The following is a 17,043-nucleotide window of genomic DNA, read 5'->3' as shown; positions in this document are numbered from 1 at the left end:
CTACTATCATGAAAACAATACCATTTATATTTTTTCGCTTCCGGCCTACTAGTCTTGCCATTTTATGTGCAACTGCTACCTTTCTACTTGTATCTTGTGATTCCTTTGTGGAGGTTGATCTTCCAAAATCCCAGCTGACCAATAAAACGGTCTTTGAGGATTACCAGACTGCTGATGCTGCCCTTGCCGATCTTTATGCTAAAATCAGGGATGCAGGACTCCTGACAGGCAACAGTTCGGGGCTTTGCAACCAGCTGGGTAATTACACCGATGAACTTACCTATTTTGGAAGTGCTACCGATCCGACCCTTAATTTTTACAACAACTCATTATTAGCGACCAATACAGCCATAGCACAGCTTTGGAATTTTACCTACAATCAGATTTATGCAGCAAATGCTATACTGGAAGGCAGCAGGAATTCTTCATGGCTCTCTACAGCCGAAAAAAAGCAACTCGCGGGGGAAGCGCTTTTTATTCGGGCATTGCTGCATTTTTATCTGGTAAATCTCTTTGGTGAAGTGCCTTATGTGACCACCACCGATTACAAAACTAACAGCTCCATCGGCAAGCTTTCTGTGGAGGATATTTACAGACTGGTAGAGACTGACTTGAGCGATGCGGCGCTATTATTGCCCCCTACGTCTTTAAACGATACCCGGGTACGGGTGCAGAGAACTGCTGTTTTTGCCTTGCAGGCAAGGGTATACCTTTATGGGGGACGCTGGGCCGAGGCGGCCAATAGCGCCTCTGCGGTACTGAATCAAACAGGCCTGTATAGGGTAGAAGGAATCGATACAGCTTTTTTAAAGGACTCCAAAGAAACCATCTGGCAACTCCAGCCTTCCCCGGCGGGTAAAAATACAGATCAGGCCATTACTTTTATTTTCTTTACCGGGCCTCCTCCTTCGGTATCTTTAAGCCCTGCGCTTATGGATTCCTTCGGGGCGGATGATCTTCGCAAAACCCACTGGACAGGCAAGGTTTCAAAAGGTACTTCGGTGTGGTACCATGCCTTTAAATACAAGCAAAACGATGCCACTGCGTCCTCGGTGGAATATTCTATTGTACTGCGCCTGGCCGAGCAATACCTGATCCGCGCAGAGGCCCGGGCCCATCAAGGAGATATTATAGGCAGCAGGGAAGATCTCAATGAAATCCGTCATCGCGCTGGCCTTGCAGCTACCTCTGCTCTTACCTCCGAAGAACTCCTTGATTCCATTCAGGAAGAAAGAAGATGGGAATTCTTTACCGAATACGGCCACCGTTTCTTTGACCTTAAGCGCTCAGGAAACCTGGATAAAGTATTATCATCTGTAAAATCCGGATGGAACAGCACCGATGTCCTTTTTCCCCTTCCACAGGCCGAACTGAGCCTGAATCCAAAACTGCTACCCCAAAACAAGGGCTATTAATCTTATACCTAAATTTAACAGCGTCTATGAATTACATCGCTAAAAAACAGGCCAATTTCTCCATATCACTCTCTTTAATTTTAGCTTTAATTTGTTTTTTTATTTTTATTTTGCCATTAGTAACCTGTCCCTTATGGGGGCAGGTGGTGCAAAAAAAACAGCTCACAGAGACAGACTATAAGCTCTTTGGAGAATTACAGTTAAACCAGGCAGCGCCCAATGGCCGCTGGGTTAGTTTTAATATGATCTACCCTTCTTCAGAAGATACCTTATTTGTTAAGAATACCTCCAATAAAAAAATCTATAGTTTTCCCGGCGCTTCAAATGGCCTATTCCTTGCAGGGGATCGTTTTGTCTGTGAGAGCCCTAAGGGCCTTCTTGTTTTGAATTTGAATACTCAAAAACAGCAATATATCCCATTGGTTGCCCAATATGCCTATGCGCCTGATTCAGATCAGTTAATCCTACTGACAAAGTCTACGGGGTCTGAGGCCGATCTGCTCCTAATGGATTCTAAGGGTCAAACCACTGAGAAAATAAAAGGGGTGATGAGTTTTAGCATGAGCCCCGATGGCAATAAAGTTATTTACTGTACCACAGAGGACGGGTATAATTCCATGGCTGTCCTCGAGCTTGCCAAGCAAAATACCCGCCGCTGGATTATCCGCAAAAGCCGCCTTGCCTTTACCACGCCAACCTGGCAGAAAAAAGCAAAGGCGCTGGCTTTTTTTGCCACTGATCCGGACTTGTCCTCCAAGAGCCTGCTTTTTTACTACAGGCTCGACAGGCACTTGCTCTATGAGATGAACAGCGAGAAAATGAGCGGCTTTCCTTTAGATAAAACACTCACAAGCGATAAATACCCCATTAGCATTAGTGAGGATCTCAGCAAGGTATTTTTTGGCATAGGGCCAAAGACAGGAGTCCGCCAAGATCCAGTTTTACCCGATACTGATTCCTCAGTGGAGCTATGGAATGCCAATGCCAAATGGATTTATCCCATGGAGCGCAAAAGACCCCGATTGGAGCAGCAGAGCACGCTCGCGGTATGGTTTCCCCTAACAGATCAATTGCGAGAGCTGTCCTCTTCTGAATTGCCCCAGGTAATGCTTGGGGGAAACCAGTATGCAATTCTCTCCAATGCGCAGTGCTATGAGCCTCAATTTGATTTAGAAGGACCTCGGGATTTTTATATCATGGATCTAAACACCGCAAAAAAAGAACTCCTTTTGGAAAAGCAGCCTACTGTTCCCTCCCAGGTATTACCAACACCTTCCCCGAGTGGTCATTACATTACCTACTTTAAGGACAACAATTGGTGGATTTATGATCTGCGCTCCAAAGCGCACATCAATATTAGCGCTAAACTGCCATCAATGACCAGTATAGCGGAGCCCTATGGAGTGGCCGGCTGGAGCTTACAAGACAAGGAAATTATACTCTATGACCAGTATGATTTGTGGCGCATCGCTGCTGATGGGTCAAAAGCTACCCGGATGACCCATGGCCGTGAGCAAAAAATACAATTCAGGATCAATCGATCCGGATTTGAGCAGGATCTTCTAGCGAATTATAACGGATGGACACACACTGTCATCGAGATGGAAAAAGGCCTTTTACTCCAAGCCAAAGGCGATGATGGAAAGACAGGCTATTTCAGATGGAAGGATATTGACCGGGTAATTCCTATAGTTTACAGCGACAGTTATCTTACTAAATTACAAGCCATAGATCATGGAAAAAGCTTTATATACCAGGATCAGAAATTCAGCGAATCTCCAAGGGTAGTGTATCTTGAGGACAAAAAGACCAGAACTGTTTTTCAAAGTAATCCACAACAATCCAACTACGGCTGGGGAACCAGCGAATTGCTATTTTATTACAATGAAAAGGGAGAAAAATTAAAGTCCCTGCTCTACTATCCGGCCCATTATAATCCTGAGAAAAAATACCCGATGATTGTACATATTTATGAGGAGCAGGCAAGTCAGCTTCATAAATTCATCAATCCCTCTATGCTGGCCGAAGACGGTTACAACCCAACTGTACTTACCAGTCAGGGCTATTTTGTGCTATGTCCCGATATTATCCGAAAAGACCAGCACGAGGGGCAATCAGCCCTAGACTTTACCATGGCCGCCACAAGGGAAGTGATTTCCAGAAATCTGGTCTATCCCGATAAAATTGGACTCATGGGACATTCCTTCGGCGGCTACCAGACTACTTACATCATTACCCAAACCGGACTGTTTGCCGCGGCAGTAGCGGGATCTGCAGTAACCGATCTTACCAGCTATTATTTCACTGTAAATTGGAAATCAGGTCGTCCCACTATGAATTATTTTCAAAAAGGACAACTCAGGATGATGCAGTCCCCTTATGAAATACCTGAACTCTACAAGGGTAATTCTCCTTTGGTGTACGCCGATCGAATTACCACGCCCCTTCTCTCTTTTACTGGTAAAGAGGATAATCATGTGGATTGGCATCAGTCAGTGGAGCTTTACCTGGCCATGCGAAGACTCGGAAAAAAACACGTCATGCTGCTCTATCCCAACGAGGCCCACTCCTTGTTTAATCCCTCCAATCAAAAAGACTTATCCCTTCGGATACAGCAATGGTTTGGCTATTATCTTAAAGGCCAAACACCTGCCCCCTGGATTACAGAGGCAATTAAATAAAAGACAAAAAAAAAACAATGCAGTTCTCTTTAAGAACTGCATTGCCTTTACTTGCCCGATCCAAAAAATTAATTACTTGGACGGTACAGCACCTCGGTACAATCACCATCAAACTTATCCTTGGCGATTTGTCCCGGAGGAGCGTAACTGGCGCGGCACACTACATTGAGGTCTGTGCTACATCTCACTGGAACCGTACAAGGTCCATTGGGCCCGTCAACATATCCAATCTTAGGAATTGGAGCGGACTTGGCATTTTGCATGGAAGTGGTCAGGAAAGCTCCCGAAATACCCAAACCCAGCACTACTACAAAAGGCACTGCCTTTTTTGAAAATATAGTTTTCATAATAATACAATTAAGTTAAACGTGATCTACTTTTTTCTACAGGTTTTCGATCTTTTTCCTGATACTGGCCAGTATATTTTTATGCGTCAGGGAACTCTACTTTCCCTTTTTTCATTTCTTTTTCAAGCAATCCACTTATTTTATAAATGATCAATTCAGCATCAATGATAACATATAGATGACTGGAGCTCACCCACAAAGCCTGGATTTTTTTATTTTCATTTCCATATACAGGAAAACTCAGCACATAACTTTTCTTTTTCAGGTCATAAACATCAATTATAGAGGACTGTTGCCAGACTTTTTCACTATCATATCTTCCTGGTACTTTGGAATAGACAAACAGCAAATGTTTTTTTGTAGCGGTCATTGCATTTACCATAAAGGGAGGAGCGGCCATTTGCCTTTCGGTATTACCTTTAAGGTAAGCTACTTTTATTTTGGCCTTGGTGATTGTATCGATAGTATGCCCGGTAAATTTGAGATTGCCTTTTGTATCGGCCACAATAAATTGATTTCTATAAAAATAATTGTAGAGCAATATTTTCATCTCTGCGTTATACTGCAGCATACCATCAGTATCAAATATACCGTCAATTTGTGGGGTTAAAAGCCAGGGTGCATAAACTACTTTTGGGCTCGTGCCTGGGTAAAAAATACCCAGTATATGTGCCCTGTTCGCGCCGGTATTATTACGAAAGACAATGGTGGTGCTATCCACAGGTTGCGCCAGAGTGAATCGGGGCATTCCCTTTAGCTGGGTGGTGATTCTCCAGTCCTTGATATTTCCTCTAAAAATACAGGGTACTGTTCCATCCATCAAATAGATATACTCTTCACGTATTGCAATTCTGATCGACTGAAAACCAAGGTTCTTGTGGTCAAAATGTAACCTGATTCTTTTTTGACGTCCTTGCAGGTCAATTGCAAGCAAATGAAGCGGATCTGTGGAATTACCCAAGTATATCACATCCCCTACTGCGCCTGCAAAATAATAGGAATTAAATTTTAGATCTACCTGCTGCACTTCTTTAATCGAACTTTGCGGATAACGCCGTATAAAAGGATTTTTGCGATGGATAATCTCCTCGGAAGATAAAAATAGCACGACAACCAGACTTACACTTCCAACTATTAAAAAGGCTATACCACCAGCATATATTGGCAGGCTTCTTTTCATCAGGCCATCCTGTTTTGCAATAAGAAACAGGGCTACAATGGCAAGCAAGACAAAAACAAGATTAAAGATTAAATGTACATCCCAGCTCATTTTCTCGAGTATGCCTCCGCAGGAACAGGGTATAAAAGAGCTGTAGTGAAGGATGATAAAAATATAGGCCGTAAACATGCTCATCAGACCCAGCGCCCCAAATAAAGCCACAGTCCTGGTTCTGAAAAACAAAAGCAGCAAAGCAATAAAAAGCTCAATACTGATCACCATCCAGGAAATCCACCAAGCATATGCGCTCAATAATGGAGATTGCGCAAGCTGTACCTGAAATCTCTCAAAATCCAAAAGCTTGCTTACCGATGCATAAATAAATAGCAAGGCATAGAGTAGACAAATACATTCTATTATAATTCTTTTTACATGAGCAGATGTTTTCATAATCTAAATTTTTAAATTGCTGTTTTTCAAAGCAATAATTTTATAATCAGAAAAATTATAAACAAATTTAGAAGTGTTTTTTTATATAATTGTTACCCAAAAGATGCCAAAAGATGCCAAAAGTTTTAAAAAACGTGCCAATTTAAATTCGCATCAGCCATTAAATAAAAAATGCCTAATAGAATTTAATCTACTAAGCAATTTGTTGTTCTTTAATCTTTTATTAGGATTTACCAGTCCGGTTTCTCTTTTCAAGTTAGTTCTCTTTCATGGGAATCCTTTTCGCTAGATAATAAATAAGCCCATTAAGCTGATTGCTCAATGGGCTTTTCTATTTTAACCTTAATCTTGAGCATACTTTACTTGTAAACCCAATATGCTTATGATTTAAAATCAGCGCAATAGACTGTTGTTTTTTTACTAGAACAATTCTGCTTGGCTGTATAGGGCATAATATCCACGCGTATTCCTGGATTTAATGGGCTTTACTCAAGCTAAAAACATTTTTTAGACGAATACTTCCCCTAATAAAAGTACCTGATAGGACTAAAGATCTTTTACATCAGTAATTTTTAACTCAGCATCAAAGGTGTACACCCTTGGTATACCCGTTGCAATATTTACATTTACAATATCCAAAGGACTAATATTCTCCAGATACATCTTAAGGGATCTAAGGCTATTGCCATGGGCTACTATCAATACATTTTGCCCTTTTTTTAACTCTGGTTCTATTTGCGCCTTGTAGTAAGGAACCACACGGTTATAGGTATCCAAAAGGCTTTCGCCTCCAGGAGGGCAGACATCATAACTTCTTCTCCAAATCTCCACCTGAGCCAGACCGTATTTTTGCGCCGTTTCTGCTTTATTGAGACCTTGCAGGGTACCGTACATTCGCTCATTGAAAGCCTTATCCTTTACAATGGGAATATGCATCTTCATCTCACTAAGGATAATCTGCAGACTCTCCTGCGCCCTTTTAAGCATCGAGGTATAGGCAATATCGAAAGTGTACCCAGTGAGTTTATCCCCGGCAAGCTTCGCCTGTGCCTTTCCACTATCGGTGAGGGCCACATCAAGAATTCCTGTAAAGCGGTTCTCTAAATTATAAAGGGATTGCCCGTGTCGGACGAAAATTAACTGCGCCATTTTTCTTTATTTAAAAACATATCAAACCCTTCAAGCTGTAATGATATAATACTAATGATATAAGCCCGATTGTAATCGGGCTTATAGTTTTTTTTCTATTTCAATTATAATTATATTTTCTTGCTAAAGTCTTTTAGAGGGACTTTTCAATTAAGGAAAAACTCTGAGTCAATAGAATTAAACCAGGTCAAATCTATCCAGATTCATTACCTTGTTCCATACCGAGATAAAATCACTTACAAATTTATCCTTAGCATCACTACTTGCATATACCTCAGCAATGGCTCTTAATTCTGAATTAGAACCAAAGACAAGATCCGCGCGTGTTGCCATCCATTTGGGCTGGCCGCTGTTGCGATCGTTTCCTGTGTAGAGCTCCTGATCTTCAGATACTGCCTGCCACTGTGTATTCATATCAAGAAGGTTTACAAAAAAGTCATTGGTCAGCTGACCTGGACGGTGCGTGAATACTCCATTTTTACTTCCATCAGTATTAATATCCAAAACGCGAAGTCCTCCTAAAAGAGCAGTAAGCTCAGGGGCGGTAAGGGTTAATAAATTGGCCTTATCAATTAAGAGTTCCTCTGTGGAGACTTGTGATTTTGTTTTTCTGTAATTTCTAAAACCATCAGCTTTGGGCTCCAGATATTCAAATGATTCTATATCGGTTTGTTCTAAAGAAGCGTCCATTCGTCCTGCAAAAAAAGGCACCTCAACTGAATGTCCTGCATCTTTTGCCGCTTTCTCCACCCCTGCGCAGCCGGCAAGGACGATCAAATCAGCCAATGATACTTTCTTGCCCCCGTTTTGCAAGGCATTAAATTCTGTCTGAATATGCTCTAGCCTCTCCAGAACCTTTGCCAGTTTTGCAGGATTATTAACCTGCCAGTTGCTCTGAGGAGCGAATCGTATACGAGCGCCATTAGCACCACCACGTTTATCGGATCCCCTAAAAGTAGAGGCCGATGCCCATGCCGTTCCCACAAGCTCAGAGACGCTAAGGCCTGATAAGAGTATTTTTTCTTTTAACTGGGTAATATCCCCCTTGTCTATTAGCTCATGGTTGAGACTCGGGATAGGATCCTGCCATAGGAGTTCTTCTTCTGGAACATCCCCTCCCAGATAACGCGAGCGTGGTCCCATATCACGATGGGTAAGTTTAAACCAAGCGCGGGAAAAAGCATCTGCAAAGGCATCGGGATTTTCTAAGAATCGGTGTGATATTTTCTCATATGCCGGATCAAATCGTAACGATAAATCAGTGGTAAGCATCGTTGGAAGGTGCTTTTTTGAACCATCAAAAGCATCGGGAATAATAGCCGGGGCATCTTTGGCTACCCACTGATGAGCGCCTGCCGGACTTTTGGAGAGTTCCCATTCAAAGCCAAATAAGTTCTCAAAGAAATTATTACTCCACTGGGTGGGTGTTGTAGTCCAGGTAACTTCCAGTCCACTTGTAATGGCATCAGGGCCTTTGCCTGAACCAAAACTGTTCTGCCATCCCAATCCCTGCTGCTCGATACCGGCCGCTTCAGGTTCCTTTCCTACATTATCCGAAGGAGCTGCCCCATGGGTTTTTCCAAAGGTGTGTCCACCTGCGATCAAAGCTACGGTTTCCTCATCATTCATGGCCATACGACCAAAGGTATCTCTAATATCTTTTGCCGCGGCAATAGGATCAGGATTGCCATCAGGGCCCTCAGGGTTTACATATATAAGTCCCATCTGCACAGCGGCTAGTGGTTTTTCCAGGTTTCTGCTATGAATATGACCATCGGCATTATCATCTGAGGATACTACCCCATGATCTTTGGGTACGCCTTCAGAGCCGTCGCTATAGCGCTCATCTCCGCCAAGCCATGTGGTTTCCGATCCCCAGTAAACAGATTCATCTGGTTCCCAGACATCGGCGCGCCCTCCTGCAAAACCAAAGGTTTTGAATCCCATGGACTCCAGGGCAATATTTCCTGTGAGGATCATAAGATCGGCCCAGGAGATTTTCTGTCCGTATTTTTGTTTTATGGGCCAGAGCAATCTTCTGGCCTTATCCAGACTTACATTATCAGGCCAGCTATTCAAGGGAGCAAAACGCTGCTGACCCGCACCCGCTCCACCACGCCCGTCATGTACGCGGTAGGTTCCCGCGCTATGCCAGGCCATACGGATAAAAAGACCTCCATAATGGCCAAAATCTGCCGGCCACCATTCCTGGGAATCAGTCATAAGGGCATGAAGATCTTTTTTTACCGCTTCAAGATCAAGACTTTTAAAAGCCTGCGCATAATCAAAATCCTTATGTAAAGGATTGGATAATGCTGAGTTTTGTCTGAGCATATTTACCTTTAGCTGTTTGGGCCACCAATCGCGATTTTTTGTACCGCTTGCCGCCTCATTATCCATGCTCCCATTATGAAATGGGCACTTACTGATGTCGTTAGAATTATTGTCCATAGTTTTCAATTTTATTTTGATACTAATTTACAAAGGAAATTAGCAGAATGGTATCGAGATGAATCATAAATAATTCTTATTTTATAGATAAAATCTATCACTAGGGAGTTATCGCTCTTTAGATCCTTATTTTTCTTTTCACAAAACAATTAAAATCACAGCATATTCAAAGATAATATCAATCTATATAATTTAAAATTTACGAGTATGGACTCTGCGGTGAGTAAGAAACTCCTCCTAATTTTGTAACGCGGGACTTTAATTCTATAAGAAAATCAAAATCGATTCTTTGTATATTTATATAATTATCAGATCATTAAATTTCATAGAGTATTTTATATCATCTTTTAAATGTCTTAGAGCCGATAAAAAAAAACTTTAAGTAAATACGCTATCATATAATCTTGTACTTCCTTTGCCCTAAATGTTTGATTCGTTGCTGATATTAAAACAAAGGACTTGGAGGTACATTTTTTTTATGCGCGTTCCTGTGCCTTTTGTATTTGATTTTTTTTAAATACCGAAAAATCACTCACCTTCAAACAAAGTAATCAGCATTGGGTTAGAACAACATTTCTTATAAAACTGTCTATATTTCTCCTTTTTTAAAAACATCAGTCTTAGCAATTTTTGCTTATTTAAATTCCCTTTACCCATCAGCAACTCATAGGCAAGAAATACACGAGAGCTCAAAATAATTCTGTAAAATTTCCCATAGCTCCCCCATGGATTAAAATGTCTCGCGCCTTAATAAAAAAATATCCGGGCAACAACTCTTTGAGAGTCCAGATTTAAAAACAGGTATTTTTACGGTAAGAAATATCGTCTAGAATTTTTAAATTAGACCTCAGGTAAAAAGCTTTCCTTTTTCATAAGTACTTACCTATAAGCTATTTGACACTTATTAAGTTATTAATAGCTCTAATTATAGCATTGTTATGATGGTTAAGAATTAAAAAAAATTAACGTTATGAAAATAGGCATAATAGGAATTGGAAACATTACTTTGGAACTAGCCACCCGCTCTGCCCTCTTTGGATATGAGGTGCTCATTAGCAATCCCCGGGGCACTAATGTTTTAAAAGAACTAACTTGCCATATAGGCAAAGATGTTAAACTTGTCCCTATGGAGAAGGCCGCCCAGGCAGAGCTTATCATATTATTTTTAAATCGGGAGGATCTTGAAAATGCGCTCAGAGCCCTTCCCGATATGAAAGGAAAAATTATACTGCACACCAACAATCCTATTTTTAATCTCAATGAGATTCTCGATATTGCCTCAGGTCCCTCATCAAGTGACCTTGTTGCCTCACTGCTGCCGGATTGCTTTATTGTAAAGCTCTTCAATCCCTTGCACTGCCTTACAGGATCCAAATATCAAAGTAAGGATCGTACCAAAATCTTTTTTACCACAGAGAATCACAAAGTAAAAAAGAATGTCAAATCTTATCTAGACACCCTGAATTTTACCCCAATTGAGCTCACCGATTTAAAAAAACTCAACACTTAAAAAAAGATGTAAAAGGCCCCGATAATTATCGCGCACTGACAAATTTATTTTATAGATCAAAACTCACGCGATAAGTCCTTACTGCAAAACCAGACTTATGAAAAAGAAAACAGCAAAGGCTTAGAGAGTCCAAGACGGCCTCTTGATTTTACCTGGCTGGAATGGATAATTATTCACATCTTCTCCTTTTGACTTAATTTACAAAGGATCTTGCCTATCTGCGTCATTTTTTATCACGTTGAAATACTTCATTTTTTTCGTACATTTATCTTCCCTCTTTTTATAACTACAACCTACCCAATACTGATAACCTCAAATCATATTGACATGGAAAAATTTGTAATTACCAAAAAGCAGTGTGGAAAGTTTCAGGTTCAATTGAGATCAAAGGCAGGGCAGATTTTGCTCAGCAGTGAAGAGCATCTCACCAAGATCAGCTGCAAGAGGCTCATCGAAAAATTAAGGACCTTTGCAAAGGACTCCGGGAAATTCCAGAAAAAAACAACCGTGGACTGGGAACTCTACTTTTATCTCAAATCAGCCAGTGGAAAAGCCATAGCCATTAGTAAAAAGTATTCCACGAACCTCTCTCGCGAACAGGCGATCACAAGGGTGAAGAAAATTGCACCATTTGCCCCTGTAGAGGATCAGAGCTAAGATTTATCTATTAAATAATACTGATGAAAAACAATAAAAAAATCTTGTCTTTGAACTGGCTTTTATAATTTAAGATTGCTGATCTGAGAATTATCCTTTTCAAAAAGAACTCCCCTACTAAAAAAAGATCAACGGGCAAAAAAAAAGACAAGCGCTATTTAAATCTTTAAAAGTCTGCTTGCTATCACAACCTACTCTATGATTCATTAAGAGGTATTGCTTTCATATGCCTATCAATAATTCCCTTATATCCAGACCAGTGAAAAAAAGATAAAAAACCAGTACAATTCCACGCTCTTAAAGCGGTCCAATCCTTGACTAATATTGGGATTTTGCCTATTTTTGCCCCATGAGTCACGAAGAAATAAAACGCTATTTTGAAAGCACGCCACCACCTGAGCAGGTACAATGGAAACCATGGGCCAAAATTAGCAATTCAAAGCTTTTTTTGGAAAGCTGCTACATAGGGATACGCAATTTTAATGGTCCCCCTGAGCTGTGTCCGGCCCTGTGGCACCTTAAGGATTTTTATCAGCACGTAAAGCGCAATCTTTCAGATACTACCAAAGCCCAACAAGAGTAAACGCAATAGAGAGGAAAGGTCTTTTTCCTGAGCTAAAAAATACTAGTCGTACAGTAAAGTATTTAAAAAGCTTTTTTTTGAAGGGGTTATTGAGAAGAATAATGCTGCATTAGAATAGATAATAAAATATGCCCATAAAGCAATCTGCTATGGGCATATCTATATAGGTTATAGGCTTATAATTCCAATACCGGGTCCAGAGCCCGATATTGTATTTTATATCGGAGTATATAGCAAAATAACGCATCAAACAGTCCAATTATTATCCCCGGAGTAATATTAGCTTGATGGATTTTCCATCTGGCTGATAATCTTGTTGACCTCGCTCTCGGTTGATTTGAGTTTACTCTGGCAAAAATCAATAAGCTCAGAAGCCCTCTTGACCTTTGTGGCCAGGGCGTCAACCGAAATGGTCTCATTCTCTATTTCCTTTGCAATTGCTGCAAGCTCGGCATATGCCGCCTCATAAGTGAGTTTCTCTTCCATTGTATTTTGTTTTTTCCCTCACGGTGGTTTTTAAAATTGTATCGGAGAGTACCACATCAATGGTATCTCCTATGTCTATTGTATCGGCATTACTGATGATCTTCTCATTGACCCTCACTATGGCATATCCTTTTTTAAGGATATTCTCAGGGGAGATCATCTGCATACTCGCCCTGTAATGTCCCAGGTATGTACTTTGATTGCGAAGATACTGATTGGTGAATGTTTTTAAATTACTGATGGTATTTTCAATATCATTGATCCTGTTGTAGAGAATAATCCTGGGCTTCCCTGCAATCTGATGCGAGAGACTCACCAAATGGCGATGCTTCTGGTACAGGATTGATTTGGAGCTGTTAATGGTGTTTTGGTTAATAGCTCCCAAGGCATCTTTATGGACAGAGATCATCTCTCTGGCACTATTGGAAATAGTACTTTTCAGTCTTGAAAGATTTTGATAGTTCAAAAGAAATAGCTGCTGGGATTTAATGACAATATTTTTTTGAAGCAAGAGAATACTTTGCTCAAAACTGCGGTTATGGGCAATGATAAACTCAGCGGCTTTAGTGGGGGTCTTGGTATGGGTATGGGCCATCAGATCGGTTATACTTACATTTTTCTGGTGCCCGATTCCAGTGATTATCGGAATTGGAAACTTAGCCACGGCTCTTCCAATATTATAATTGTCAAAGATCAAAAAATCCGATTGCGCCCCTCCGCCCCTTGTAATTACCACAGCATCATAGGGAATCCCGCTATTGTATATTTCAATTAGTTTACCAAGGAAAACCTTGGCATTATTATCTCCCTGGACAATGGTAGGATAATCATCAATTTGAAATACATAACCAAAGTCATTATGCTCAAGGGTATGTTTGAAATCCTCATGCCCGGCCGAGTTGATCCCTGAGAGCACTGCTACTCTTTGAATCACCGCCCTTAGTTGTAGCTGGTTGTTTGTGGTGATATACTGCTCTTCTTTTTTTGCAATAAAATCATTTTCATCCACAAGTCTTTTAAGGGTCGCATTGCGCTGTTGCTCCAGGATGCCAAGGGTAAAATTGGTATCAATATCCAAAACATTTAGCGAGAGGCCAAACAAGGGATGATAGTCCACACTGACCAGCACAAGTACATTGATGTTATTGGTAAAGCGCTGTCCTGTATTTTTTTCAAAATCAGAAAGATGCATCGATCCTGCCCCCCAGGCCTTGCCGATAATTTTAGCCACAATGCTGTTGGAGGTAGTGCCTTTCTCTACCAGCTCAAAGTAATGGATCTTTTTCTGGGCCTTATAAGAGTGATTGGTAATATCGGCCACCACCCAAAAAGTCTGCCCTTTAAACCGGTCGGTTAGGGCATCGCTGATCTTGCTGTTGAGCTCCGAGAGTTTGATATGTTTTTGGGGTCCCATAAAAAGCAGCGAACTAAAATGTTCCTTAATTGAGCGTATCCTAAAGATAAATAGGATTCGATAATTGGTTATAATTGGTTGACTTTAAAAAATAATTCTCATCAGTATTCTCTCCCCTGCAAATTACTTCACGGGGCTAAGAAGCGAAATGGTATCGCCAAGATCATGGCTAGAGATATAGTCCAGTACAAAATCTTCGGCCTGTTTTTTACAATCGGGCGAGGTTGAAAATGAATTAAGATAAAAATCCTCATCCTGATCGGCAATGTGGATAATCTGGGTAAAGCCTTTGGAGATTAAGGTTCCTTTTAGTTTTAATACCTTAAGCTCACGGCTATTGTCGATTTGTTTTCTCACGCGAAGCTGTATAGTTTTATCCATGGTATTGGGTATTTGTTGTATTGTGTAAACTACTATTATTAAAATTTAAAACAGAAAGATAATCTTTTTCTTTCACTGATCATGCGCCCTGTCTTCACTTTGTCTGAAGTTTACCCCCGATAAACTCAATCAAAAGAGAATCTCGCTGCTTGTCATTATTTAGACACCTAAATTAATAAAAATCAAAACAGCAATAACGGGGCGCTGTGATAAAAACACGAAAGATTAAAAATTTTATTCAATTGGGCTAAAAAGAGAAAAACTTTCTTGACTTTACTTTGGTTCATGCAAAATAGTGTCTTTCACAAGAACTTTGTTCCTACTTAACAGACCCTAGCCTTTATTATCTCATTATAAAGCTTATAACTAAATTTCAAGAAATACATATTGAGTAGCACATAGGAAAAATTGTCGTAATCGGGATAAAAGAGTTATTAGTCGAGACTATTGATCAATTGGTATAATAGAATACATCACTTGAATATTTGTCTATAATTTAGCCTTATAAACCACTTAAAACAATACAATTATGAGAAAATTAATTTTATGCTTTTTCTTAACAAGCATTATCTCTTACGGACAAAAACCTGCTGTTACAAAATCAGCTGTCCGTCCTGACTGGGGACCAATTAGCAGCAGTTATTTCAGATATTACTATCTGCCCGATATCGATACCTACTATGATATTGAAAAGAGTAATTTTATCTCCGCCAAAAATGGCAAATGGCTCGCTGAGAAAACATTACCTGCCCGATATAAAAACTACAATCTTTATAACGGTTACAAAGTAATTATAAATGACTATAATGGAAATGAACCTTACAAGGATCACAAATCACACCTAGCCAGGTATCCAAAAGAGAATAAAGGTAAAATACAGAAAACTTCTCAGACCGTTAATGCCTCTGCTACTGCATCCACTGCTAAAGTCTTGACCAGAGAAGAAGGCGCGCAAAAATCCACACCCTCCATACCAGCTACCAAAAGACAATAAGATAGGTAATGGCTTTGGTTAGAAAAAACACCAGATAGCTTGATTATGGCCGCCTAAAAAAGATCAATGTGATATTAAAAATCATAAGGAGCACTATGGGTGGCCAAAGTCATCGGTGAGAAATAGCACAACCAAAATTATAAATCGACAGGGCTTTTAAGTAAGGTAAAACACATAAAAGGACACTCCAAAGAGCACCAACTACTTGCCAATCCACTACAATTGCAAAAACAGGTAAAACTACGCGCACGGATCTGGGCACAAAAGTATATTTTATAACAATAAGTAAATTAGACCATTACCCCCTTAATCATCTCCAAGTATTTAATCTTTTTATTTTTATATACCTTATTTCACGCTTTTAAAAATTTCAATTTTACCAATCAGATCAAAATCTAATGGATAGTCAATAGTGTATTTATAATTTTCATCCATCAGGGTAATATTTTCTGCTTGATAAATCGAATTTCCCTGGTTTAATTTTGGATTTTTGGATAAAATAAGATAATATGGAAATGCACTTTGAGACAAATCATTAGTCACAAGTAAATCAACACCACTTGCGTTTGTTTGCTCAACAAAATAAGAACCCGGAAAATTAAGTGTATTTTGATCTATGAATCCCTTAAATTCTTCAAGTTCTTCACCCGTAAAACAAAGTCCCTGCAGGCTCAAATTACTAAACATCTCAAGTTTATACCATTTAAGATTTACAATTAATCTTTCAGAATTAACACCGTAATTAAAATAAGTCAGTTGTGTATTTAGAGTGTACATTAATGAGTCTGATTGATAATCATTATTTCTTAAAAACTTAGTTAAAATCTTATATTTCCACTACTAATTTACTGTAATTTAATACTGAAAAATAATCCGTTATTACATTTAGAATCATTCTACTGGCATTGCTTTTATAACTCAAGGTATTTTAGAGTAATTTTATTTAGAACTATAAACTATAAAAATGAATCTTAGTAATAAAGAGGCCTTAGAGGATACTCTTAAAAATATAGATAAAAAAATTGATCAATTAAACGATCAAAAAATAAAAGCCTTTTTCGAATCGCTGGGATTAGATGAAAGAAATGATATCGCTAGTGATTACCTGAATTGGGAAAACATACTAATTGTGGTACCGAGCCGAAATATTTTAGATCAGGTCAAAAAATACAACGAATCAATAGCACGAATCTACTTTACTGTAAATCCAAATGCAGAGCAGATTCATATTTATGATTTTAAGGATTGGAAAAACACAACCCGCAATAAAACACAATTTCAAATTAGGGAATTGCTCAGAACAAATTTTGGAGGCGTTCCAAAAAACGCTGAAGATCCGAATTGGATTAAACTAATATAAAATAGC

Annotated in this window: 13 protein-coding genes; 6 read left to right on the top strand and 7 right to left on the bottom strand. The window is 39.6% G+C overall.

All coding sequences use genetic code 11. The annotated features are described in order from the left end of the window. Nucleotides 1–8 precede the first annotated feature (8 nt). The gene (locus tag GIY83_RS04800) at nucleotides 9–1,415 is read left to right on the top strand and encodes a RagB/SusD family nutrient uptake outer membrane protein (protein WP_208685201.1); all 1,407 of its coding nucleotides are present in this window, start codon (nucleotides 9–11) and stop codon (nucleotides 1,413–1,415) included. A 26-nt stretch (nucleotides 1,416–1,441) separates the two neighbouring features. After that, nucleotides 1,442–4,096 carry a prolyl oligopeptidase family serine peptidase gene (locus tag GIY83_RS04795; protein ID WP_208685199.1) on the top strand — a complete coding sequence of 885 codons (2,655 nt, stop codon included), beginning with the start codon at nucleotides 1,442–1,444 and terminating at the stop codon, nucleotides 4,094–4,096. Nucleotides 4,097–4,522: 426 nt separating this feature from the next. Here the strand turns inward: GIY83_RS04795 and GIY83_RS04790 are convergent, their stop codons facing one another. From GIY83_RS04790 to katG, 3 genes are all read right to left on the bottom strand, one after another. Continuing rightward, nucleotides 4,523–6,052 (bottom strand): MauE/DoxX family redox-associated membrane protein, encoded by a 1,530-nt coding sequence (locus GIY83_RS04790; protein ID WP_208685197.1) that lies wholly within the window; start codon nucleotides 6,050–6,052, stop codon nucleotides 4,523–4,525. 546 nt (nucleotides 6,053–6,598) lie between these two features. Beyond that, on the bottom strand, nucleotides 6,599–7,201 hold the full coding sequence (locus GIY83_RS04785) for a 2,3-diphosphoglycerate-dependent phosphoglycerate mutase (protein ID WP_208685195.1): 603 nt from the start codon (nucleotides 7,199–7,201) through the stop codon (nucleotides 6,599–6,601). 177 nt (nucleotides 7,202–7,378) lie between these two features. Further along, nucleotides 7,379–9,652, bottom strand: a complete 2,274-nt coding sequence (katG, locus tag GIY83_RS04780) for a catalase/peroxidase HPI (protein WP_208685193.1) — start codon at nucleotides 9,650–9,652, stop codon at nucleotides 7,379–7,381. A gap of 970 nt (nucleotides 9,653–10,622) precedes the next feature. Here katG and GIY83_RS04775 point away from each other — a divergent pair. Both GIY83_RS04775 and GIY83_RS04770 read left to right on the top strand, forming a co-directional pair. Then, entirely contained in the window at nucleotides 10,623–11,162 is a 540-nt protein-coding gene (locus GIY83_RS04775) for an NAD(P)-binding domain-containing protein (protein ID WP_208685191.1), read from the top strand. Between the two features lie 327 nt (nucleotides 11,163–11,489). Then, a complete protein-coding gene (locus GIY83_RS04770; RefSeq protein WP_208685189.1) occupies nucleotides 11,490–11,819 on the top strand; it encodes a DUF1508 domain-containing protein in 330 nt (109 codons plus the stop codon). An 862-nt stretch (nucleotides 11,820–12,681) separates the two neighbouring features. Here GIY83_RS04770 and xseB read toward each other — a convergent pair. From xseB to GIY83_RS04755, 3 genes are all read right to left on the bottom strand, one after another. Further along, nucleotides 12,682–12,888 carry an exodeoxyribonuclease VII small subunit gene (gene xseB / locus GIY83_RS04765; RefSeq protein WP_208685187.1) on the bottom strand — a complete coding sequence of 69 codons (207 nt, stop codon included), beginning with the start codon at nucleotides 12,886–12,888 and terminating at the stop codon, nucleotides 12,682–12,684. Next, nucleotides 12,866–14,302 carry an exodeoxyribonuclease VII large subunit gene (gene xseA, locus GIY83_RS04760; RefSeq protein ID WP_208685185.1) on the bottom strand — a complete coding sequence of 479 codons (1,437 nt, stop codon included), beginning with the start codon at nucleotides 14,300–14,302 and terminating at the stop codon, nucleotides 12,866–12,868. Before xseA ends, xseB begins: the two co-directional genes overlap by 23 nt. Before the next feature lie 123 nt (nucleotides 14,303–14,425). Beyond that, entirely contained in the window at nucleotides 14,426–14,683 is a 258-nt protein-coding gene (locus tag GIY83_RS04755; RefSeq protein ID WP_194620062.1) for a hypothetical protein, read from the bottom strand. Nucleotides 14,684–15,212: 529 nt separating this feature from the next. Between GIY83_RS04755 and GIY83_RS04750 the strand changes: the two genes are divergently transcribed. Then, nucleotides 15,213–15,677: a hypothetical protein gene (locus GIY83_RS04750; RefSeq protein ID WP_208685179.1), complete on the top strand. Its 465-nt coding sequence runs from the start codon at nucleotides 15,213–15,215 to the stop codon at nucleotides 15,675–15,677. 348 nt (nucleotides 15,678–16,025) lie between these two features. On the opposite strand, the gene GIY83_RS04745 is transcribed toward GIY83_RS04750, so the two are convergent. Beyond that, nucleotides 16,026–16,454, bottom strand: a complete 429-nt coding sequence (locus GIY83_RS04745) for a hypothetical protein (protein WP_208685177.1) — start codon at nucleotides 16,452–16,454, stop codon at nucleotides 16,026–16,028. Between the two features lie 187 nt (nucleotides 16,455–16,641). Between GIY83_RS04745 and GIY83_RS04740 the strand changes: the two genes are divergently transcribed. Beyond that, nucleotides 16,642–17,037: a hypothetical protein gene (locus GIY83_RS04740; RefSeq protein ID WP_208685175.1), complete on the top strand. Its 396-nt coding sequence runs from the start codon at nucleotides 16,642–16,644 to the stop codon at nucleotides 17,035–17,037. Nucleotides 17,038–17,043 lie beyond the last annotated feature (6 nt).

It is taken from the genome of Flavobacterium sp. SLB02 (genome assembly GCF_009664855.1).
Taxonomy (GTDB): domain Bacteria; phylum Bacteroidota; class Bacteroidia; order Flavobacteriales; family Flavobacteriaceae; genus Flavobacterium.
The sequence above is the reverse complement of the archived record's forward strand: the minus strand, read 5'-3'. Positions and strand labels throughout refer to the sequence as shown.